This window comes from Vibrio renipiscarius (assembly GCF_000827885.1).
Lineage (GTDB): Bacteria > Pseudomonadota > Gammaproteobacteria > Enterobacterales > Vibrionaceae > Vibrio > Vibrio renipiscarius.
The window spans coordinates 150,332-173,530 of the sequence record NZ_JTKH01000023.1; the positions used below are offsets into that span (position 1 = coordinate 150,332).

The 23,199-nt window shown below is 45.5% G+C and carries 22 protein-coding genes; 2 read left to right on the forward strand and 20 right to left on the reverse strand.

The window, feature by feature from the left end; all coding sequences use genetic code 11:
• Window positions 1–207 precede the first annotated feature (207 nt).
• Complete coding sequence (locus OJ16_RS13085) at window positions 208–2,628, reverse strand: hybrid sensor histidine kinase/response regulator (protein WP_040991379.1); 2,421 nt, start codon at window positions 2,626–2,628, stop codon at window positions 208–210.
• A gap of 128 nt (window positions 2,629–2,756) precedes the next feature.
• On the opposite strand from OJ16_RS13085, the gene OJ16_RS13090 reads away from it, so the two are divergent.
• Window positions 2,757–3,329 (forward strand): UPF0149 family protein, encoded by a 573-nt coding sequence (locus tag OJ16_RS13090; RefSeq protein ID WP_040991808.1) that lies wholly within the window; start codon window positions 2,757–2,759, stop codon window positions 3,327–3,329.
• Window positions 3,330–3,602: 273 nt separating this feature from the next.
• Here the strand turns inward: OJ16_RS13090 and OJ16_RS13095 are convergent, their stop codons facing one another.
• The 19 genes from OJ16_RS13095 to torE form a co-directional block, all read right to left on the reverse strand.
• Window positions 3,603–4,634, reverse strand: coding sequence for a potassium channel protein (locus OJ16_RS13095; protein WP_040991381.1), 1,032 nt, complete (start codon window positions 4,632–4,634; stop codon window positions 3,603–3,605).
• A gap of 349 nt (window positions 4,635–4,983) precedes the next feature.
• Window positions 4,984–6,045 (reverse strand): quinolinate synthase NadA, encoded by a 1,062-nt coding sequence (gene nadA / locus OJ16_RS13100; RefSeq protein ID WP_040991383.1) that lies wholly within the window; start codon window positions 6,043–6,045, stop codon window positions 4,984–4,986.
• 130 nt (window positions 6,046–6,175) lie between these two features.
• A complete protein-coding gene (ybgF, locus tag OJ16_RS13105) occupies window positions 6,176–6,946 on the reverse strand; it encodes a tol-pal system protein YbgF (RefSeq protein ID WP_040991385.1) in 771 nt (256 codons plus the stop codon).
• A 15-nt stretch (window positions 6,947–6,961) separates the two neighbouring features.
• Window positions 6,962–7,486: a peptidoglycan-associated lipoprotein Pal gene (gene pal / locus OJ16_RS13110; RefSeq protein WP_040991387.1), complete on the reverse strand. Its 525-nt coding sequence runs from the start codon at window positions 7,484–7,486 to the stop codon at window positions 6,962–6,964.
• 33 nt (window positions 7,487–7,519) lie between these two features.
• Window positions 7,520–8,872 carry a Tol-Pal system beta propeller repeat protein TolB gene (gene tolB / locus OJ16_RS13115; protein ID WP_040991389.1) on the reverse strand — a complete coding sequence of 451 codons (1,353 nt, stop codon included), beginning with the start codon at window positions 8,870–8,872 and terminating at the stop codon, window positions 7,520–7,522.
• A 15-nt stretch (window positions 8,873–8,887) separates the two neighbouring features.
• A complete protein-coding gene (tolA, locus tag OJ16_RS13120; RefSeq protein ID WP_040991391.1) occupies window positions 8,888–9,952 on the reverse strand; it encodes a cell envelope integrity protein TolA in 1,065 nt (354 codons plus the stop codon).
• Between the two features lie 13 nt (window positions 9,953–9,965).
• Complete coding sequence (locus OJ16_RS13125; RefSeq protein ID WP_040991393.1) at window positions 9,966–10,409, reverse strand: ExbD/TolR family protein; 444 nt, start codon at window positions 10,407–10,409, stop codon at window positions 9,966–9,968.
• A gap of 3 nt (window positions 10,410–10,412) precedes the next feature.
• Window positions 10,413–11,096 (reverse strand): protein TolQ, encoded by a 684-nt coding sequence (tolQ, locus tag OJ16_RS13130; RefSeq protein ID WP_040991395.1) that lies wholly within the window; start codon window positions 11,094–11,096, stop codon window positions 10,413–10,415.
• Entirely contained in the window at window positions 11,086–11,505 is a 420-nt protein-coding gene (ybgC, locus tag OJ16_RS13135) for a tol-pal system-associated acyl-CoA thioesterase (protein WP_040991397.1), read from the reverse strand. Before ybgC ends, tolQ begins: the two co-directional genes overlap by 11 nt.
• Window positions 11,506–11,669: 164 nt before the next feature.
• Window positions 11,670–11,972 (reverse strand): cyd operon protein YbgE, encoded by a 303-nt coding sequence (gene ybgE, locus OJ16_RS13140; protein WP_040991399.1) that lies wholly within the window; start codon window positions 11,970–11,972, stop codon window positions 11,670–11,672.
• Window positions 11,965–12,072 (reverse strand): cytochrome bd-I oxidase subunit CydX, encoded by a 108-nt coding sequence (cydX, locus tag OJ16_RS19790; RefSeq protein WP_000270284.1) that lies wholly within the window; start codon window positions 12,070–12,072, stop codon window positions 11,965–11,967. The genes ybgE and cydX overlap by 8 nt, the downstream gene beginning before the upstream one ends.
• Before the next feature lie 12 nt (window positions 12,073–12,084).
• Complete coding sequence (gene cydB / locus OJ16_RS13150) at window positions 12,085–13,221, reverse strand: cytochrome d ubiquinol oxidase subunit II (protein WP_040991442.1); 1,137 nt, start codon at window positions 13,219–13,221, stop codon at window positions 12,085–12,087.
• Window positions 13,222–13,232: 11 nt separating this feature from the next.
• A complete protein-coding gene (gene cydA / locus OJ16_RS13155; RefSeq protein WP_040991444.1) occupies window positions 13,233–14,819 on the reverse strand; it encodes a cytochrome ubiquinol oxidase subunit I in 1,587 nt (528 codons plus the stop codon).
• A gap of 530 nt (window positions 14,820–15,349) precedes the next feature.
• Window positions 15,350–16,354: a Holliday junction branch migration DNA helicase RuvB gene (gene ruvB, locus OJ16_RS13160; protein ID WP_040991446.1), complete on the reverse strand. Its 1,005-nt coding sequence runs from the start codon at window positions 16,352–16,354 to the stop codon at window positions 15,350–15,352.
• A 14-nt stretch (window positions 16,355–16,368) separates the two neighbouring features.
• Entirely contained in the window at window positions 16,369–16,986 is a 618-nt protein-coding gene (ruvA, locus tag OJ16_RS13165; protein WP_040991448.1) for a Holliday junction branch migration protein RuvA, read from the reverse strand.
• A 98-nt stretch (window positions 16,987–17,084) separates the two neighbouring features.
• Window positions 17,085–17,606 (reverse strand): crossover junction endodeoxyribonuclease RuvC, encoded by a 522-nt coding sequence (ruvC, locus tag OJ16_RS13170; protein WP_040991450.1) that lies wholly within the window; start codon window positions 17,604–17,606, stop codon window positions 17,085–17,087.
• 233 nt (window positions 17,607–17,839) lie between these two features.
• The gene (torA, locus tag OJ16_RS13175) at window positions 17,840–20,302 is read right to left on the reverse strand and encodes a trimethylamine-N-oxide reductase TorA (RefSeq protein WP_040991452.1); all 2,463 of its coding nucleotides are present in this window, start codon (window positions 20,300–20,302) and stop codon (window positions 17,840–17,842) included.
• A gap of 24 nt (window positions 20,303–20,326) precedes the next feature.
• On the reverse strand, window positions 20,327–21,511 hold the full coding sequence (gene torC / locus OJ16_RS13180; protein WP_040991454.1) for a pentaheme c-type cytochrome TorC: 1,185 nt from the start codon (window positions 21,509–21,511) through the stop codon (window positions 20,327–20,329).
• Window positions 21,512–21,561: 50 nt separating this feature from the next.
• Entirely contained in the window at window positions 21,562–21,741 is a 180-nt protein-coding gene (gene torE, locus OJ16_RS13185) for a trimethylamine N-oxide reductase system protein TorE (protein ID WP_040991456.1), read from the reverse strand.
• Between the two features lie 436 nt (window positions 21,742–22,177).
• Here torE and OJ16_RS13190 point away from each other — a divergent pair, with 436 nt between their 5' ends.
• A complete protein-coding gene (locus OJ16_RS13190; protein WP_040991458.1) occupies window positions 22,178–22,969 on the forward strand; it encodes an ABC transporter permease in 792 nt (263 codons plus the stop codon).
• Window positions 22,970–23,199: the final 230 nt, after the last annotated feature.

Genomic DNA, 23,199 nt, shown 5'->3' on the forward strand with positions numbered 1-23,199 from the left:
GCCAATTGGCAACATTAAGCACCAGCCAAATCTATTAGAGTAGATTTATTGAGAATTAGAACATGAATTAAGCAGAATTAACTGTCACATTAAAATAACAAGTCTAAATAAACACCTATTTTTCAATGTATAAGCAGACAAAAATGCTCAAGTAACCAACAGGTCACTTGAGCATAATAATCATCGGCCGCAATATAAACTTAGGGACTAACAGTCTTTTAAGAGCACGGTGAGCACGTCTAGTTCATGGGTAGAGGGAAGTACTTTCTTTTGAATCAAAGGCACCAACGTTTCACGCAATTGCTCATCATTCTGCAAGGGCTGTTGATGGGCATAATGATGGATGGTATTGAGTATCTGCTGCACTTCTTCACTGTTTTCATTCTCGACAGCAATGTACAGCGAGATCAGTTGTTGTTCCGCATTGAATGGGGTCGATTCCATCACTTCTTGGGATGACTTAAACTGATAGAGTTTGTCAAAGTAGCGCGACAACATATCATCAAGCTCTTTTTCATCAATCGGCTTAGAGACAATACAGTCCACACCCGCGGCAAGCATTCGTTCTCTCGTTTCTCTGAACAGATCAGCCGTACAACCGAAGATTAGTGTGTCGGCACGCTCATTTGCCATCGCTCGAATTTCAGCGGTGGCGGTAATGCCATCTTTATTGGGCATATGATTGTCCATTAAGATCAAATCGTACTGACCATTCTTTATTGCATCGACCGCCTGTTGCCCGTCTTCCACGTTCTCACATTGGAAACCTTTCCCACTCATGAAAGAATCAATAATGATGGTGTTGGTTCTATTATCTTCAACGATAAGCGCTTTTAGGCCACTGTAATCATGTTTGCGACACTCAATAACCTCTCGGCTCGCTGGTGAACACGGTTCCATTTCAAGCGAGATTTCAAACGTTGTTCCTACCCCTACTGAGCTCTGTACGGACACATCACCATTCATTAATCCCGCAATTTGTTTGACTATCGCAAGGCCAAGCCCAGTACCACCAAAACGACGAGTCGTGGAAGATTCAGCCTGCTCGAAAGGGTTAAAGATTTTTTGCTGCGCAGATTGGTCAATTCCGATGCCCGAATCAGACACCTTAATCGTAAGGAAATTACGATCATCAAGAGTCACTTCATTGAAATGGATATCAACGAAACCTTGCGACGTAAATTTTACGGCGTTATTTAGCAAATTAAACAGCACTTGCCGTAATCGGGCTTTGTCGGATAAATACCAACGGTCTTTACTGATGTCGTTATAAATCTTAAAGGTCAGCCCTTTCTCGGAACATAAGGTGTAATACACGCTGTTAATGCTGCCAATGATCGACTCGAGAGGGAAAGGAGCACGCTCCAGCTCTAAATGCCCCTGCTCGATTTTTGAAAAATCGAGGATTTCATTAAGTAGCAGCATCATGTGATCACCAGAATCGTACAGCGTCTTTAAATGCTTGCGTTGTTCATCACTCAATTCGGTTTTAAGCAGTATTTGAGCGGTGCCTAACACGCCATTCATTGGCGTTCTTATTTCATGCGAAATAGTGGCTAAGAACGCACTCTTAGCCCGCGTCGAGGCTTGCGCTTTCTTCTTCTCTTGCTCGAGAAACACCGTTTTTTCATTAAAGGTATCAACGAGATGTTTGATTTCATCATTGCGACGATAATCAATGTCAATGATCCCACCTTCTTTGGAGTCATCCACCTTTTTCGCGATTAATGTGATTGGCGCAATAATGGTTCGATTGATCAATATATAGCCGAACAATACGCACAAAAGCATAATGGGCACGATGCCCATCTCGACTTTTCTGACCAAGTCGTAGACCTGCTCAGTAACCAAGCGATTGGCATTCACCACATCTATGGTCCATTGGAAGCGCCCAAACTCTTGTTGGCTAATATGAATGTCTTCCGCCACTTTAAAGTTATGCTCAAGCACCACTTCACCAAAGCTGTCGCGAACCAAAACGCCCAGTCCATGCTCCTCGGCATGTTTACGAACAAAATCAATAAGGGTTTCAAGCGAGATGTCGATTGTCGCAACGCCTCTAAATTGATCATCAGAGTAATAAGGGGAAGAAGCCGTCACCATTTTTACGTGAGTAAAAGGGTCAATATACACCGCAGACCAAGAGACGCTGCCTAACGGATTATCCACCACGGAGGTATACCAAGATTCTTTATCATAGCCGCCAGAGGCTGGGTTATCCCAAGCGTAGATTTGGTCAACAAGGCCATCACTTGCGCGATTAAAAAACAGACTGCGGTAAGCGTTTGTCGCGTCGATTGAATACGGTATTGGCCACAAACCACCGCTTATCGTCACCCCATCAACCACGCTGAACAGGGATTGAAGCGCAACCGCTTGTTGCGATTGAGTTCCACCAGAATTACCAATACTCACAATACTTTGTAATACACCTAAAGAGCGTTCTAAAGGCGATTCAATCTGACTAGAAATGATTTTTGAACGGGAATCAAGATTGAGTACGAGTTGATCCCTTACCGGGGGTTCGACCACTAAGTAAGTGACGGTACCGATGGTGGCGACAACAAAGGCAAGGTACATGCCAAGGGCAAATATACTCTTCCTTTTAAGTGATGAGCTCTTATCCATAACCAACTGAATTTTTGAAGTTTATATGAAATTATAGTCAATACTGAGTAACAGCAACCTATTTTTGTCGTTAAGGTACTGTTACTATATCCCCATCAACATTGACAACTGACGTAGTGGTATTCATTTTGACTCTACAAGACATTCTCGCCCAGCCTGAACTACAAGATAAATTGATCAACCAAGCTAAAACACATGGCTTTGTGACGGCAATGGCATCTGCACCGCATATTCTCGATCCTCATGAATGGCTACCTTTCCTATGGGGAGGCGAAGAAGTTGCCCCGTTTAGTGATGGTGAACAGCTAGAGAGTTATATAGAGCAAGTCATTGCATTGTGGAATGAATATCGACCTTCACTACTGAGCAATCAATGGCAGTGGCCTGCAGATTGTGCGCTTGATGATGAAGAGATTGTGACCGAGCAAACGCGCGATTTTTGTGAAGGCTTTTTACAAGGCTGGCAGCTTTCTCGTGATGATTGGGAATCAATCATGCCCGAAGATAGCCAAGAAAACGCGCTACTAGGCGGTGTGTTACTGTCCCTAAGCATGCTGTATGATCCAGAAACCTCAATGGCGACCATCGCAGAACAAGGTGTTGAAGGTCTTGAGCAATTTGAAGAAATTTTCAATGCGGTACCGACAATGCTGTCAGGTTTAACCATGCGTGGCGTACAACTTGTTGAAGCGGACCACTAAATTTACGCATTAATAACGACACGATACCTTGTCAACAAGGCGATCGTCTCGTTCTAGATCGACAAAGCCAGTAGCACCCGCTGCTGGCTTTTTTATTACCGGTTATCCATTATTGGCAGCGATGATTGAATTACCGTAACTCAATAGCCAAAGCTCAATAACGATAGCTCAATAACGATGATTCAATCACCATCGTTTACTAGTCATCGCCCATTAGTCATCGGCCACGAGTCATAGACGATTAGTGATAGATCAATACTGACCGCTCAATAGTCACAACTCAGACCATTTAAACTCATCAATCCGTTCATCAGCAATATAAAACAACTTCATCCCGGGTTGTATTTCTGCTGTAAGTTCGGGGTTAAGCTCCATGCCGTTATCCCCTTCCAAGGCAATAAGTGTGGCCTGATGATGCCTCTTAAAAAACAAAAAGATTGCTTCTACTTGAATGGGGTCGGCATCGCTAGGAAAATATGTGGAATATTGCGTCATACCTCGGGTTGATGCGAGCAGCTCTTGATGGAGCGCACTAGATCCAGGATCAACCGCCGCTTTGGCGAGCATTTCAGCACCAACCGCGGGAATGCACTCCGCATTAGGGCAATGTTGGCTCAAGAGCGCGCTCAGCGCTTCATCTTTAAAATACGCCACCAGATGAGCCTTCGCATTTACATTCGAGCAATACAGAGACGCTGAGAGCGTAATGTCGTCTTCAAGGTTATCCACCACAATACAACTCGCTTGAGCGATATTGGCGTTCGCCATTTCTTGGCTGTCGGTATAGCTGCTCACTTTAATAAAGCCAATTTCGCCAGGAAGCGGATTTTCAATATCTGAGCGGGTACAAAGAACAATTGGACGATTGCCCTCTTCTTCATGTTGCAGCATCCGAATAAGATGCAAGGTTCGCTGGCCATTCCATCCCAGTAACAAAATATGATTCGTTGTATTCAATTTCCTTTTCCCCAAAACCCCTGCTCGCCAGTACTCGACCAGATTAGCCCCCACTTGCCCTAAAATTGAAGCAAACAGCGCTAAACCGCCAGGAATAACAAACAATATGACCACCCACTTACCGGCATTCGTCGATGGCGAATAATCTCCATACCCTACCGTTGAAGCAGTCACCATTAAGTAGTAGACAAAATTTGACCAGTCGCGAGTCAAGTCCTCTTCACCGGACAACGTCAATAATAGCCAAGACATGACAACATAAAACAATGTTAAAAAGACTAAATTTCGGACGCTTAAATCAAACAGCGTCGATTGAAGCTTGCGCCGTAAATAGAACCAAATTGCCATAACCTATCCTAGTTGAGAATCCATCGTCGCATCATTTATACAAATCAACATCAGTCTCTGATCACGCTTACTGAACAAGGTAACTGATCATGTCGTTTTACTGTCTTTGAAAGAATGGCGTCATTAGAGCAACGCGCAAACGTCTAGCCACTCACTAATGTTGATTGGTGTAATTGTATACAATGCTGACAATTTTTGCGCCACTTCGCAACGTGTTAAATGGATGCGATAACACTAACGATCAAAACAGTCGTCAAATTTTGGGCGAAAAAAAACCAGCAATACGCTGGTTTTCTCGGAATTAGATTCGTCGCTTAGTTTGCTTACATTACGCGTGAAACGCTAAAGATTAAGCGTTACCTTTTACTTGCAAGTTTAATTGCTCAGCAAAATCTAACATGCGATTAAGTGGAATAAGCGATTTAACGCGAAGCGCCTCGTCAACAAAGACTTCATGTTGTTCGCCACCTTCACTTAATGCTTGCTCAATCGCTTGCAAACCATTCATCGCCATCCAAGGGCAATGTGCACAGCTACGACAAGTCGCGCCAGCGCCCGCGGTTGGTGCTTCAATCAGTTCTTTCTCTGGCACCAATTGCTGCATCTTGAAGAAGATGCCTTTGTCTGTTGCTACGATCATTTTTTGCTGCGGTAATTCTTTCGCTGCTTTGATCAATTGGCTGGTTGAGCCTACCGCATCGGCTAACTCAACAACGCTTGCTGGTGACTCAGGGTGAACAAGGATTGCCGCATCAGGATAGACGCTTTTCATTTTACGTAATGCGTCTGCTGAAAACTCATCGTGCACCACGCACTCACCTTGCCAAAGCAACATGTCTGCGCCCGTTTTATTGGCAATGTATGAACCTAGGTGGCGGTCAGGCCCCCAGATAATTGGCTTGTCTTCGCTATCAAGGTGCTCGACGATTTCAAGTGCAATGCTTGACGTAACGACCCAATCTGCACGCGCTTTCACTGCGGCGGAGGTGTTTGCATAAACCACTACGGTGTGATCAGGGTGTGCATCACAAAATTCAGCGAACTTATCTGCTGGGCAGCCTAAATCCAATGAACATTCTGCATCAAGCGTTGGCATTAAAATGCGCTTTTCTGGGGTCAGAATTTTTGCTGACTCCCCCATAAAGCGAACGCCTGCAATAATTAATGTTGTCGCAGAATGACGATTACCAAACTTTGCCATCTCTAATGAGTCACCAACAAAACCGCCCGTCTCTTCCGCTAAAGCTTGAATTTCAGGGTCCGTGTAATAGTGGGCAATCAGCACTGCGTCTTTATCAATAAGCAGTTGCTTAATATTGGCAATATGGGCTTGCTTCTGTTCCGCCGTCAATGGCTTTGGCTTCGGAGGAAAAGGGTAAACAGTATCGATTTTATCTAGAATGTGACTCATTGCTTTGCTCTACGCAACTTCCATTAGTCCGATCATTGTAACTCCGATCGACATCAAGAATCAAAGGCGTTTGAAGCGATAGCATGGATAAAAAAAAGGCGCATCCGCGCCTTTTCTTATCAATATCGGTTTAGTTGAGCTTTTTCTGCGCAACTTTGGCAGAAGCACTATCCGGGTATTCAGTTACCACTTGTTGATAGTATTTCTTCGCTTGCTCCGCATTGTTGTTGCGCTCGGCAATGTCGCCAAGCTTAACCAATGCATCTGCACGCTTATTTGACTCTTGGTATGTCAGCACTGCCGTAAAACTCTTCACCGCTTCTTTGTCTTGCTTCTTAGCAAAATAAAGCTGCCCTAACCAATAATGAGAATTGGGCATAAACGTTGAGTTAGGATAATCCTTTTGAAATTGAACAAAAGCACTGATGGCTCCTGAATAATCACGTTGCTTAAGAATTAAATCCACCGCATCTTGATAAGCGGTTTGCTCATTGGCATTACTGCTGAATGTACCTTGCGTATCAACCGGTTTCGCATCGGTTACGACAGGCACAACCGCGGCGGTTTTCGCGTCTTGTCGAACTTTATCAAGTTCAACAAACAACTCTCTTTGACGTTGCAACATTTGCTGCATGTCGTAGTTGTTTTTTTCAATTTGCCCGCGAAGATCACTCACCTCTAAAGACATCGTATCCAACTGCTGCTGCATTTTCAGCTGCACGCGGTTTCGATTTTCAAGAAGACGTTCTAAACGCTGAATATCAGACTCGCTAGACGAGAAGGTACGAGAAGTGCTGGTACTGCCACCAAGATCGGCTACTGGAGCAGGCGCAGCGAACGCAATGTTCGCTGCACTGGCCAGTAACGTAAGCGAAATAACCTGCTTTAAGTTACTGAACATGAGGTCTTCCTCAAATTAGTACACTAGAACTGCGCGGCGGTTCTTAGCGTATGCTTCATCTGATTGACCAAACACAAGCGGTTTTTCTTCGCCGTAGCTCACGATAGCGATTTGGTCTGCGTTAACACCTAGTGCTTGAAGGTACATAGATACCGCTTGAGCACGACGCTCGCCAAGTGCGATGTTGTACTCAGGAGTACCGCGCTCATCCGCGTGGCCTTCTACTGTGACATTTAGCGCTGGGTTAGAGCTTAGGTATGCCGCATGTAGAGCCAGTACTTTCTCGTAATCGCTCGCAATCGTTGCGTTGTCGAATTCGAAGTAGATCGTTGAAGCTTGCATAACTTGATCTTTAAGCTCTTGCTCAGCTAGCTGACCGCTCTGATCGATTGGCGTTGCTACAACTGTTGTTGCCGTTGAAGCGCCAGTGTTAGTTTCTGTACCAGACGCGTTAGCAGCATCATCGCTTGAGCTACATGCTGTTACCGCAAGAATCGGTAGTGCAATGAATAACCCTTTAAGAACTTTATTAAGTTGCATTGTTATGTTTTCCTTACTTTAAATACTTACTTGCTACAAAAACGGAGACCACGCAGGTGCACGAACACGTCCGTTCGTGGCAGGTAATCGGGCTTTAAAACGTCCATCTATAGAAACCATCGATAACACGTTGGTTTTGTTATAGATCGAGCTGTAGATGACCATACCACCATTTGGGGCGATACTTGGCGATTCATCTAATAATGTTTTGGTTAAAATCTGCACTGCACCCGTTTCTAAATCTTGCTTTGCAAGGTTGAAACCTGTGTTGCTTTGATTAACCATCACGAGAAAACGTCCATCTGGAGTAATCTGACCGCCTAGATTTTGACTGCCCTGCCATGTAATGCGGTTTGTCTCTCCATCAGCCAAATTTACTTGATAAATCTGTGGTTTACCACCCCGATCAGAAGTGAATACCAAGGATTTACCATCCGGATGCCAAAATGGTTCCGTATTATTTGATCTACCACGTGTTATTTGCGTCAGCTTACGTGTGTTGATGTCCATCGTATAAACCTGCAAGCTGCCGGTTTTTGATAGCACCAACGCGAGCGTTTTACCGTCTGGCGAAAACTTAGGTGCGCCATTGTGTCGTGGGTACGACGTCAGCTTTTCTCGCTCACCGGTATAAATGTTCATGACATAAATTTCAGCCTGACCATTTTGAAAACTCACATACGCGATTTGTTGGCCGTCTGGCGACCAAGACGGTGACATCAGAGGTTGCTTTGAACGCAAGACCAAACGCTCGTTGTAACCATCATAATCCGCCACGCGCAATTGGTATGGGTAAGATTCTTTGTCACTCACAACGACATAAGCGATGCGCGTTAAAAAGGCGCCACGCTCACCGGTGAGCTTTTCATAAACTAAATCGGAGATACGGTGAGCGTATTCACGCAGACGCGCTTCTGGCACCGTCGCGCGCTTATTGAAAAGCACATGATCGTTGGAGAGCACAAGCTCACCGTCTTCAGCTAATCCACGGCTTTCACCTTGGGTAAGTTGGCCTCGAACCACATCCACCAGTTGGTAATTAATGACGTAATCGCCTTTGGCGTCTTGTGAAATGGAACCGGTGAGTAATGAATCAACACCTAATTGCGTCCACTCATCGAAGTTCACTTCCGCCGCGTTATAAGGCGTTTGGGGCATTTTACTCGTCGCAACAGGGCTGAATTTGCCACTGCGTTGTAAGTCAGAGGCGATCACCGCTGAGACATCTTGCGGCAGAGGCGATTCGCCTTCCCACTTAAACGGTACAATCGCGATCGGACGAGCCGAATCAATACCATCGGTAATCACCAGTTCAAGCGCCGCATTGGCGAATTGAACCGTGCTCGCAATCACGAGCGAAAGTCCTATTATTAGTCGCTTTAACACTAGCTAGTCCTTTATTTAAAGTTCAACGGTTAAATTGATGTTTTTCAGTTTATTCACTACATCAGGGTCTGTCGGTAACGGGAAGCTTTGAACTTGAGCGACCGCACGTTTCGTTGCTGAGCAAACTCGGTTATCACCATCGAGGATACTAAAGCTCCCTACAATGGCCCCTGCTCCTGTTGGAATAAGGCGCAAGTTAACTCGACAAGACTTTCCCTTGAAGTAGTCCTCCACTAACAAATTTTGTGTAATCAACTGAGTATAGATCGCGCCGTAACGAGCGACTTCACTATCCACAAACTGATTATGAGCAGCACTGTTTTGTTCAGTTTCGCTTTCAAGCCCAGCAAAGATGTTGTCCATCGCCGCTTCTTGCTCTTTGCGTTCTTGCTCTAATCGTTCTAAACGCTGCTTTTCTTTCTGCGCTTTTTCAGCCGCCTCTTTCGCGGCTTTTTCTTTCGCTATGCGTTCTTTCTCAGCTTTCGCGGCGGCTTCTTGCTCTTTGCGCGCTTTCTCTTGCGCCGCTTTTGCCGCTTTTTCTTTTTCAATACGCAGTTGCTCTGCTTTCGCGACAGCGGCTTCTTTTTCAAGGCGCTGCTTTTCCGCTACTCGTATTGCTTCTTCTTTCTTTTTACGCTCTTGTTCAAGTTTTACGGCTCGCTCCGTTTCTTTGCGAACACGCTCCTCTTCCACTTTGCGCTCTTGTTCTTTTTTCTTGCGTAATTTCTCTGCATCACGCGCCGCTTTCGCCTCTTTAACTTGTTGTTCTTTCAGCTTGCGGATGCGTTCTTCTTCGCTTTTACGGTTCTTCTCAAGTTGTTCGCTTTCACGGCGTAATTTATCAAGGCGATCTTGCTCTTTGCGTGATGCCTCTTCGCGCTGTTCACGAATTTGTTGCGCTTGCTTGCGCACTAATGCGGGATCGATCACCACCGCCTCAACCATGCGCCCGACAGGCTCTGGTTTTGACATGGTGAAATCGGTTCCCCAAAGCAATGCAACAATCAAAATCGCGTGTAAGGCTGTCGACATAATGATCGGCTTGCCTAACTTATTTTTATTGGGTTTTGTGTTTTTCATGGAGTGAATGAACTTATTCCTTGATGTCCGTTAGCAGGCCCACTTTCGGGATTCCCGCTCGGCTCAACTCGTCCAAAATCAATACAATCTCGGCATACGGCGTTGCTGCATCTCCACCCACCGCAACCGGCGAATTAGGCTTCAAACTTAGCTCTGCCTTGACGCGAATAACCAAATCTTGCAGTGAGATGCCGCGCATCACTTCTTCATCATTCACGCTCAGACCAAGGTTGCCATCACGATCCACTTCAACAATGATGAAGCTCATATTCGGATCTTCAGCCATGTCCTGCATGGATTCGGCGGCGGTTGTCTTTGGCAATTCAACTTCGACACCTTGAGTGACAAACGGAGACGTCACCATAAAAATGATCAACAACACCAACATCACGTCGATATAAGGGACAACGTTGATCTCGCAGGTCATTTTGCGTTTTTTAGGTTGATAACCCGCCATGCGTTACTCCCTGCCAGCCATCGCTTGACGGTGCAGAATGCTATGAAACTCTTCAGAGAACGTCGCGTAGTTATGCTCAAGCTTCGAGACTTTGTTGCTCAGGCGGTTGTAGGCCATCACCGCAGGAATCGCGGCAAACAAACCCATTGCCGTTGCAACCAATGCTTCTGCAATCCCTGGTGCAACCATCGCTAATGTCGCTTGTTTCACTTCACCTAAAGCAATAAAGGCGTGCATGATGCCCCACACGGTACCAAATAGACCAATATAAGGACTGATTGAACCCACTGTGGCTAAGAAAGGAAGATTCGTTTCAAGCTCATCCACTTCACGAGCCACCGCCACACGCATCGCACGCCCTGTGCCTTCCATAATGTAGTCGGGAGAATTGGCATTCGACTTGTGCAAACGTGCAAACTCAGAGAAACCCGCATAAAAGATCTCTTCGGTGCCAGACAGTTCGTCTTTACGTTTATCGACTGTTTGGAAAATTATTTTAAGATCGGTACCAGACCAAAACTTATCTTCGAACGATTCGGTATCCTTCTGGGCTTGCGAAAGTACCTTGCTACGTTTGATGATCATCGCCCAAGAGGCAATTGACATACCAAGAAGGATCAACATCACCATCTTTACCAGTAAGCTGGCCTGCAAAAATAGGTCAAGAATTGAGATATCAGCGGTCACTTAGAGAAAACTCCATATAAATTGGTTGAGGAATCGCCGTAGGTCTCATCCTCTGATTATCGATACATGCTACCTTAACCATTGTTCTGCACAATGTTTTACTCTCAGGATTGACGATCTCCTGACAGAAGGTTAACGAGGCCTTTTTTAAATCTGAAATGGTGGTTCGCACTGTCAACTGGTCATCAAGACGTGCACCCTGCAAAAAGTCGATGTCCATGTGTCGGACCACAAAACCAATATTTTGTTCCAATAAGGTCTGTTGCGAAACACCAAAACTGCGAAGCATTTCTGTTCGCGCGCGTTCAAAGTACTTTAAGTAATTGGAGTGATAGACCACACCGCCCGCATCAGTATCTTCATAATAAACGGTAACGGGCCATTCAAAAGTCTGAAGGTTTGTATCCACAATAAAACTCTAAAATCCTATCTTGTAACATTACTATACCCCAACTCTATGAGCGATGTGCACCCGTGACGAGTCGATTTCAGAAGTTAGACAAAAAAATAGCGCCAACTTATCAAGTATGGCGCTATTTCAATGATTTTTTGATGTTTTATTGGACTAAATCATTACCAAACGTAAAGGACGCTTAAGTAAATAAGGATCGTTAAACTGAAATATGGGCTGAATAGAATCTGCCAATACCAGTTATACGGTTTGAATGACAAACCAAACACCATGCTTGAGCAAATCGCCCAAATCATCAGAGGAGAGATAACCGAATTAAATCCGCCTATCGCCTCTGAATACGCATGAGGGTCCCACATCACCATCGCGACGTGGAAAAAACCTAAAATCAGAGATAAGCCTCTTAGCAGAGACTTATCTAAAGGGGCATGTAACTTCGCCACCTTTGCAGCGAGATCACTCACTGTCTTTATCCATCATTTCTGAATGCTCTAACCAAAGAGCGTTGATGATACCGAATGCGCAAGCAAGCAGTACACCTAGAATCCATGCGAAATACCACATAATGATTGCTCCTTAGTAAAGTGAGTTTTTGTTTTCTTCAATGAACTTGCTGTCCAAGCGGCCGAACATTTTGTAGTACGTCCACGTGGTGTAACCAAGAATGATCGGCACCATGACAAAAGCAACGCCCGTCATCAGGTTCAACGTTAGTTCAGAGGATGTCGCATCCCACATTGTCAAGCTATGGCTTGGAACGCGGCTTGATGGCATCACGAACGGGAACATTGATAGACCCGCAGTGAAGATAATGCCGGCATTACCTAAGCTTGAGAATAGGAATGCAAAACCACATTTTTCAAAGCGAGACGCAAGTACTGCAAGCAATGGCATTGCGATACCTAATAGCGGCGCAGCCCAAAGCGCTGGGTAAGCGTCAAAGTTGTTCATCCATGCACCTGCTTCACGAACCACTTCTTTCGTTAGTGGATTCGATGCCGCGCCAGTGTCAATCACAGATTTAACAACGTAACCTTCCATACCTTGGATGAAGAAGCCTGCAATCACAAATGTCGCGACCGTTAGAAGACCCATAACTTGCGCGACGTTACGTGCACGAGTATGGACCGCATCGGTCGTTTTCATTTGTAGCCAAGCAGCACCTTGCATCAAGATCATGAACAAGCTAACAAAACCACACAGCAACGCGAATGGATTCAATAGGCCAAAGAACGAACCGTGGTACGTCGGCATCATGAAATCGCTTAGTTCGAACGGTACGCCTTGCAGTAGGTTACCAAACGCGACACCGAAGATGATTGGCGGAACGAAACCACTGATTGAGATACAGATATCCCAAGTGTTACGCCATTTTTTATCTTCAATTTTCGAACGATAATCAAGACCGATTGGACGTAGCCATAGTGCGGCAAGCGTCAGAATCATCGCCAGGTAGAAACCTGAGAACGACGTTGCGTACACAAGCGGCCATGCTGCGAACAAAGCGCCACCCGCGGTGATAAGCCATACTTGGTTACCATCCCAGTGCGGTGCGATCGAGTTGATCATCACGCGACGTTCAGTGTCGTTCTTACCGATAATAGGCACAAGCGCGCCTACACCCATATCGAAACCATCGGTAATCGCGAAACCAACCAGCAGCACACCAATCAGTACCCACCAGATGAATCGCAAGATTTCGTAATCAAACATATTCTTTCTCCTTACGCTTCTACTTGGCGACTAACTTTGTCTTCAACAGAGTCAGCGTTTTGTTCGAAGTGGTAGCGGCCTGTTTTCAGACTGCTTGGTCCTTTACGTGCAAACTTAACCATTAGGTAAACTTCAGCAATCAAGAACACCGTGTAAAGCGCTAGAATTGCAAATAGTGAAGTCCAAATTTCCGCCGCTGTCAGAGCAGATGCCGCAACATGAACCGGTAGAATTTCACCGACTGCCCATGGTTGACGACCATATTCTGCAACGAACCAACCCGCTTCAATTGCGATCCAAGGTAATGGAATACTAAATAGCGCGGCTTTAAGAACCCACGTTTTCTGCTCAATCTTTTGACGACAGGTTTGCCAGAATGCAGCACCGAAGACAAACAACATGATGAAGCCACAGGCAACCATGATACGGAACGACCAGAATAGCGGCCATACTGTCGGGATAGAGTCATCCGCTGCCGCTTGGATTTGTGCTTCGCTCGCATCCGTAACGGTGTCAGTGTAACGCTTCAGAAGTAAGCCGTAACCTAGGTCACCTTTCACTTCATCAAACGCGGCCATGTTCGCTTCTGATTTATCACCTGAGCGAAGTTTTTCTAGCAATTCGTACGCGTACATACCCGTACGGATACGCTCTACGTGGTCTTCACGAAGATCGTGCAGGCCTGTTACTTGCTCATCGAAAGAACGCGTTGCGATAATACCCATGACGTAAGGGATCTTGATCGCGTAGTCGGTTTCCATCGTTTCTTGGTTTGGGAAACCAAATAGCGTGAACGCGGCAGGTGCAGGCTCTGTATGCCATTCAGCTTCAACTGCGGCCAGTTTCACTTTCTGAACTTCGCCTAGCTCGTAACCCGATTCATCACCCAGTACGATTGTTGAAAGAATAGCGGCCATGCCGAACGATGCTGCAATAGCAAACGAACGACGTGCAAACGCGACGTCACGACCTTTAATTAGGTAGTAAGAGCTGATACCAAGAACAAACATCGCGCCACAGGTGTAGCCAGAAGCCACGGTGTGAACGAATTTAACTTGAGCAACTGGGTTTAACACCACATCAGCAAAGCTCACCATTTCCATACGCATGGTTTCAAAGTTGAATTCAGCGCCAACTGGGTTTTGCATCCAGCCGTTCGCGATAAGAATCCAAAGCGCAGAGAAGTTTGAACCCAATGCAACTAACCACGTCACCACTAAGTGCTGGCGTTTTGTCAGTCGATCCCAACCAAAGAAGAATAAACCTACAAAAGTGGATTCTAAGAAGAAAGCAACGAGGGCTTCAATGGCAAGAGGTGCTCCGAAGATATCACCTACATAATGGGAATAATAAGACCAGTTCGTACCAAACTGGAATTCCATGGTTAGGCCTGTAGCCACACCAAGGGCGAAGTTAATACCAAAAAGCTTACCCCAGAACTTTGTCATGTCCTTATAGATTTGCTTATCGGTCATTACGTACAGTGATTCCATGATGGCAAGCAGGAATGCCATACCTAGGGTCAGTGGTACGAATAGAAAGTGATACATCGCAGTTAAAGCAAACTGCAACCGCGATAGATCAACTATGTCAATCATGGTAACTCCTATGTGTCGGCTGAAAGACACGCTCTACATTAATTGCTTTGGCACCTCGACAGTTGAACCAAGTCGAGAGATGTTAATAAGAACATCTTTTTGTTGCAAACATGTGCCGCAATGGTTAGTTAATTGTTAAGCATCAGCTAATATAGCTATCTCTAATATTACTGCTAAAAGCCCGATGTTTCAAAAGGTTTCTAGTAAAGGTGCGCTTTGATCTACATCAAGTTTAAATTTGCATTCCCGAACAAAAATGCACCAGATTGATCTAAGTCAAGATTTTGGCAACTATGCCGATGGTGGATAGTGAAAATGAGAGGTGAAACGGCGTATAAATCTTCTGGAACATTAACAAATCATGAATTCCCGCTACTTAAACAGCGCTAAATCAGATCGATTAAATGTGACCGAAGACACAACCAATGAGTTTTGAAGAGAGAATAAAAACAAACTCACTCAAATGTTCACAAATTATCGTAATTTTTTACGAACACCTGAGTGGGAACGATCAGATTGGTAATCAAAGTTTACTTATCAATACCAAAGTGCAAATAAGCACGATCAGTGGCAATTCGACCGCGAGGAGTACGTTGTAAATAACCTTGTTGGATAAGGTAAGGTTCAAGAACATCTTCTATGGTGTCTTTTTCTTCGCCTATCGCTGCAGCCATGTTGTCTAAGCCAACCGGTCCACCGCCAAATTTTTCCATAATAGCGAGCAATAGCTTTCTATCCATGTAATCGAAGCCTTGCGCATCGACATCAAGCATATTAAGCGCTTTATCCGCAATATCTGGGCTAATGTGTCCATTGCCTTTCACTTCGGCATAATCGCGCACTCGGCGCAATAAGCGGTTCGCGATACGTGGCGTACCACGAGCACGACGAGCAACTTCAAGCGCTCCTTCCGATTCCATCGATAACCCTAAGCAATCGGCACTGCGCTGAACGATATGCTGCAAGTCAGGGACTTGGTAATACTCAAGACGTTGTGTAATACCAAAACGGTCACGTAATGGCGAGGTGAGCGATCCTGCACGGGTCGTCGCGCCAATAAGCGTAAAAGGAGGCAAATCAATTTTGATTGAGCGGGCTGCGGGGCCTTCACCAATCATAATATCGAGCTGATAGTCTTCCATTGCTGGATAGAGCACTTCTTCAACCATTGGGCTAAGGCGATGTATTTCATCGATGAAGAGCACGTCATTTTCTTCAAGGTTGGTCAGCAATGCGGCCAGGTCGCCCGCTTTTTCGAGTACAGGTCCAGAAGTGGTACGAATGTTCACGCCCATCTCGTTCGCGACAATATTCGCCAGCGTTGTTTTACCAAGTCCCGGAGGGCCAAAGATAAGCAAGTGGTCTAATGGCTCACCACGAAGTTTGGCCGCTTGGATAAAGATTTCCATTTGGCTTCGTACGTGGTCTTGGCCACGATAGTCTGCCAGCTTCTTCGGGCGAATAGCGCGGTCGATCACGTCTTCTTCGCGTGAGACCGGCATATCTGGTGCGATCAATCGATCCGCTTCAATCATGATTCTTTTTCCTACTACACCATCGATTTAAGCGCGTCTTTGATCAGCGCTTCACAGGTCATGCCAGGCTTCATCACTTGAGAGACCAGTTTAGATGCTTGTACAGGTTTATAACCCAGTGCAAGTAAGGCACTCACGGCCTCTTCTTCCGCTTGACCTTGATTGGCGCTACCACCGTTATCTAACGGTGCAGCATCGGTAAACGGCGTAAATAAGTCACCAGCGCTCCAGCCTTTCAGGCGATCTTTCATTTCGACGACCAAACGTTCTGCCGTTTTCTTACCAACACCCGGCAATTTGACTAAAGTGGAAATGTCTTCACGCTCTACACTGGCAACAAACTGAGTTGCCGTCATGCCCGACAGAATCCCTAAACCAAGCTTAGGCCCTACCCCATTCGCTTTGATGACTTCGCGGAATAGTGCACGCTCTTTTACGGTGTTAAAACCATAGAGTAGCTGTGCGTCTTCACGAACGACAAAATGGGTATAGATGATTGCTTCTTCACCGACATTGGGTAATTCGTAAAAGCAACTCATCGGCATTTGTACTTCATAGCCAATGCCATTGACTTCAATCAGGAGTTCAGGAGGTTGCTTTTCCAGCAAAATGCCGCGGAGACGTCCAATCACGGTAGATACCTAGTGTAATAAAGTGTGGTTTGATGATAATAAATAACTGGATGGATAGCCAGTAAAAACTGGCTATGAAGGCTAGTAGACGAGTAGGTTTAACGATAACGGCCACGTCGTGCGCTGACGGCCTTTCCGGCTAAAGCGACTAACGTTTTGTTGGTATTAGCATGACAAATAGCCACACCAAGCGCATCGGCAGCATCCGCCTGTGGGCAGGCTGGTAATTTCAACATTTGCATGACCATATGCTGCACTTGTTTTTTGTCTGCGCCACCGGTGCCGGTCACCGCTTGCTTGATCAACCTCGCGGCGTATTCATGAACGGGTAAATCGGCGTTGACTGCCGCAACGATCGCGCTGCCACGCGCCTGTCCAAGCTTAAGAGCTGAATCCGCATTTTTGGACATGAAGACTTGCTCGATAGCAAAAACATCCGGCTGAAACTGAGTGATGATTTCTGTTACGCCCGCATAAATTTGTTTTAAGCGGCCTGGTAATTCTTTTTCTGACATTCGGATGCAACCACTACCTAAGTATTGTAGATGACGCCCCTGCTGGCGAATAACGCCATAACCAGTGATACGAGAGCCTGGGTCAATTCCCAAGATGATAGACATACTAAAACCTAATCAATGTCTTATTTTGATGCTTAGTTTATAGCAGAGCTTCTATATTGGCGAGCTTAACCCTCGGTCGCTCTGGGCGGTAGGCGTAATGATCACACAGGTTGCAGTTGGGAAACGCATACCTATTGAGGCAACCGTGATTTCGAGGCATAAAAGTTATCGAGGCATAAAAAAACCAGCCCGAGGGCTGGTTTTTGCATTTCACTATCACAGATTAAGCGTGATTAGTTCACTTCGATTGGACCACCGAATGAAGTCACTGGTGGTACTTTGCCTTGGAACTTCTCAAAGTCAACGATACAAGTGTTTGCAGACGTTGCTTGAGCTAGCTCAGAAGAACCGATATCGAGTGTTAGCGTGTTTGGATCGCCGTAAGTACAGATAGCGCCCACTTTTTCGCTTAGTGGACCGTACCATGCACCTTCTTCGATACGAATAACACCACGTGGGTAGCTGTCCGTTAGAACAGCACCAGCCATTAGCTGACCACGGTCGTTAAACACACGTACTAAGTCACCGTCTTTGATGCCTTTTTCTTTTGCATCTACCGGGTTGATGTAAACCGGCTCACGACCTTGAACGGTGTAAGTTGCACGGAATTCATCAGACTCACACATTTGTGAGTGCAAACGCTTGTCTGGGTGGCAAGATTGCAACCAGAACGGGTGTTTGTCTGAACCTGGACCACCGTGTGAACGTTCTGTCTTTTCAAACCACATTGGGTGTTCTTGACAGTGTTCGTAACCGTAACGGCCGATCTTACGAGAAGTGATCTCGATAAAGCCTGACGGTGTACCTAGAGGGTTGATCTCAGGGTCTTGACGGAAGTCAGCGTGACGTACCCAAGGTTTACCTTCGCCGAAATCTAGAACACTCTGCTCCCAGAACTCAGCAAATTCTGGCATTTCAAACTTACCAGTGTTCGCTGCTTTACAATCGTTGTATAGGCTTTGAATCCATTCCATCTCGCTCATACCACGAGTGTACTCGTCGCGACGACCAAAGCGTTGAGTAAGCTCACTCATGATTTGGAAGTCAGTCTTAGATTGGAACAATGGATCCACTAGACGGTGCATCGCTACCAAACCTTTGTTTGAGTACGAGCCGTATACGTCAATGTCGTTACGTTCCCACTGAGTACATGCTGGAAGCACGATATCAGAGAAGCGACATGTAGCAGTCCAAGCGAACTCGATCGTAACTACCGTTTGAAGCTTCATGAATGCTTTCTTCATACGGTTACGATCTTGGTGGTGATGCCAAGGGTTACAACCTGAGATGATCATCATCTTGAAGTCAGGAAGTTTAACTTTACCACCGTTGTAACGAATCTCTTTGCCTGGTTCAAGTAGACAGTCAATCCAACGAGCAACAGGGATAGTACGGCTGTAACCGTTAAAATCGTTGTTGTCCCATTTTGGCTTAGAACCCGTATCAAGGTTACGAGGGAAACCACCAGGGCCAGCAAAGCCCGTTGATGGAACACCGATACTTGAGTAGTGGTGACCGTAAGAGATACCGCCGCCAGGTAGACCGATTTGACCAACCATCGCTGCAACTACTGCTGCTGCCCAGTATGGCTGCTCACCGTGCTCTTGACGTTGGATACACCAACCCATAAGGATCTGTGTACGACCGTTCACAAGCATGCGAGCAAATTCGCGGATCTTGTCAGCTTTAACGCCACAGATCTCTTCAGCCCACTCAGGAGTCTTAACAACTTTATCTTTGGTTTCGCCTTGTACGTAACCAATGAAGTCGTCGAAACCTAGACAGTAAGTCGCGATGAACTCTTTGTCGTATAGGTTTTCGTTATAAAGAACGTGAGCAACTGCCATCATGAACGCCACGTCTGTCATCGGGTTGATGTACAGGTGATCGTTATTCAGGTAACGCTGAGTTTTGTTCTTAACTGGGTCAACAGAAAGAACATTGATTTCGCCTTTCGCTACTTTTTCTTGCAGTTGCGCTAGGTACTTGAATGACTCATGCGTTTCACAGTTCCAACCTACTTGTAGGTTTTTCACTGGGTCATTTGCCCAAAGTACGATGTTGTCTGAATTCTCAAGAATCTCAGACCAAGAAGTACCTTGCGCGTAAACTTCTGTAGAGCCTAGAACGTAAGGCATGATGGTTTGGCCAGCACCCGTCGAGTAGTCACCTACTTTCGTGATGAAGTTACCATGCATACCGACAGCACGTTGCATGTGCGCAGTACAGTTGTTGAATGAACCTGTTTGGTTCCAACCAGTCTGGCCAGCGTGTAGAGCCCAAGGACCGTAGTCTTTTTGCACACGTTCAAGTTCACGGTAGAACAAGTCTAGCGCTTCATCCCAAGTCACACGGATGAAACGGTTGTTACCGCGAGTTTCAGCGCTGTATTTGTGCTTCTTCAACCAATCTAGACGCACCATTGGGTAACGTACACGTGATGGGCTGTAGATGATGCCTTTAATACCGTTCAACATCTCGGTTGGGTTTTTATCTAGTTCAATTGGTTGGATCTCTTGAACTTTACCCGCGTAGATGTGGGCGCGGAATGCGCCCCAGTGAGAACCGGTTACTTTCCAAGTACCCGTGCTCTCTGCAGCACTAGCTGAAGCTGACGCTAACAGGCTAGGACCGATTACTGACGCAGCACTTGTCGTCGCTACGCCCTTAAGAAAACTTCTTCGTGTAATTGCCATTAAAATTACTCCATCCGACGCGTATTAGTGGTGACCTTCAGCAAAATCTGAAGAGTGCATCTGTAGATACTTCAAGATCAATGCTTCGCTGTCTGTATCTAGGTTAACGAATGCAAGCATACCGTCGAACATACCTGGCCAAGTGTTCGCATCGAAGTGCGCTTCAGCTGGTTGAGTGTGACAAACAGAACAGTTTGTTTTGTACGCTTCTGCTGATTTTTCCCAGATTGGTGTAATGTCGTTCAGCATAGATTCTTTCTTAATCCATACTGTCGCAGCTACTTTCTCCCAAGGAAGACCCGTTAGCTCATCCACTTTCTTCTCGCCAGTAGTCACCACTTTGCTGTCTGTTGATGCTTCTTTAAGAAGAGAAGCGACTGCAATGTTTTTACCAAAATCAGCTTGAATTACGCGACCAAAGCCTTTCGCCTTACGCCAGCCATCGATTTCAACTTCAGCGTAGTCGCCTTTATCTGCGATTACTTTCACGCTTGATGCAGGGTTTAGAAGACCCGCTTCTTTCTCGCCTTTATCATCGAAATAAATTGGTAGGTGACGAACACTTACAAGCGTTTGACCAACATCGTAGTTAGTGCCTGAAGCCAGACCTTCTAGATCACCAACGATACCGCCAATGCTATCCATACCTGCTGGTAGGTTGTGTGCGATACCTTTGTGGCAATCCACACAGCTTTGATCTTTTTCTGCCGCTTGTTTCATCTGAATACGAGCAGTCGGAGACATTTGCTCGAAATCCATTGATTCATAGTTGTGACAATCTTTACATTCTTGAGATTTGTTTGCAGAGAAACGATCCCATTCATGTTTTGCAAGTTCGATACGGCGCTCTTCAAACACGCCAGGTTCATCGTAGTTGCCGAATACTTGAGCAAAAACTTCTTTTGAAGCTTGCATCTTACGTGCAATTTTGTCCGTCCAGTTATGTGGAACGTGACAGTCAGGACACGTAGCGCGAACACCGGAATGGTTTTTCCAGTGCACCGTCTCTTGCAGTTCTACGTACACGTTGTCACGCATTGTGTGACAGCTGATACAGAACTTCTCTGTGTTGGTGACTTCTAGTGCAGTGTTAAAACCACCCCAGAAAATAACACCTGCGATAAAGCCGCCCATCGTCAGCACACCTAGGCTGATATGAACTGCCGGGCGCGACATGGTGCGCCACAGTTTAATAATCATATTCTTCATGATTTGCTCTCTTAAAATTCTTATATAGAAGTGTCGTTGTGAGCCGAGGCTTACATACCATGCGCGCCAGGAGGACCAAAGAAGAACACTTGCAGTGCCCAAACGATAAATCCGTAACCGCCTACGAATGCGACACTAAGAATTGGAAAGAGAATCACTGTGATGAAGAGGAAAGATTTCCACTCCAGCGAAAGCTTCTCGCCTTTTTCAATTTTGTTAACATCACTCATACATTTGCCTATTGTGTATTTAGTGTTTTTGGTTAGCCCAAAATTTGAACTATTTGTTTTACTGTTTCTAAGGAAAATTCTAGACCATATTCTTCGTATGGTTCAATCAATTACTCCCGTAGAAACGTTGTTATTCTCTACTTTTTTGAGTTGACACAGAGATGTGTTTGATTAAGGTTTTATGTGTCAACATACCTCCACTTATGAAGAAATGTTAAGAGCATAACTGTTGGAAATCTATAACATAATGCTTTTATCTTTCCGGCTCGCTTTCGGCCATTTTAACGCAATTCGGCGCACTTTTTAACCATGTTGTTCTACTTATGTTAATGATTAGATAAAAACAACTCCTCCAAGTATAGCCTTGTTCTACGTTGAATTTGTGCGTCATTAACGCTAAATGCGGTACAATGATTCCTGACATCAAGGAACATTTATGACATCTGTAGTTGATATTTCATGGGCAACATTGGCCCTCTTTTTTTGTACTCTATTCATCCCAGTAATGATCAGTCGATACTATCAATTACGTATCGAAAAAGAGCTGCTCATTAGCGTGGCTCGAATGGCGATTCAACTCGTGCTGGTTGGCCTTTATCTCGATTACCTCTTCAAAATTAGTAACCCAGTGATCAATATTATCTGGCTGTTGGTGATGGTTTTGATTGGTGCAAGTTCCATCACCAACAAAGCGCGACTACCAAAAAGTAAGTTGCTTGGACCGGCGACTTTGGGCCTGATATTAGGCGGTTTTCCGGTTATCGCGATTATCTGTTTGGCGGTCATTCGACCTACCCCACTCTATAATGCACAATACCTAATTCCTTTAGCGGGGATGCTGTTAGGCAACTCGTTAAGTGGCAATATCGTTGCACTACAAAATCTCTTTGCTAGCTTTGAGCACCGTAAAGCGGAATACGAAGGCGCTATATCGCTAGGCGCTTCACCACGCTACGCAAGTGTGCCTTTTGTGCGTGAAGCCATTCAAAAGTCACTCGCGCCTTCTCTGGCCAGTATGAGTACGATGGGGCTTGTGACGTTGCCGGGTATGATGACCGGACAAATTTTGGGCGGTGCCAGTCCAATCATCGCAATAAAATATCAGCTCATGATTATGGTCGCGATATTTGTAACGCTCTCAATATCAACGACCACTACGCTCTCTTTAGCGATAAAGACATGCATCAATAACAATGGCCGTATTCTTGCGAGACCTCACAAAAAGTGATCTCATTACTTGCTTGAACACCATTATCATCACGATCTTATCCACAAAATCTGTGGATAACACTGTAGGCAGTTATTTAACATCGCGAATTTTTGCCTTTATCGCTGTCATAAATGCGCAAAAAACACACTCTACACTTCCCTCTGATAGGCGTAAATCATCACACAAAGGACGAACAAAATGCCATGGGATGTATTAGATCAATCGCTCACACAGACCCCAGAAACTTT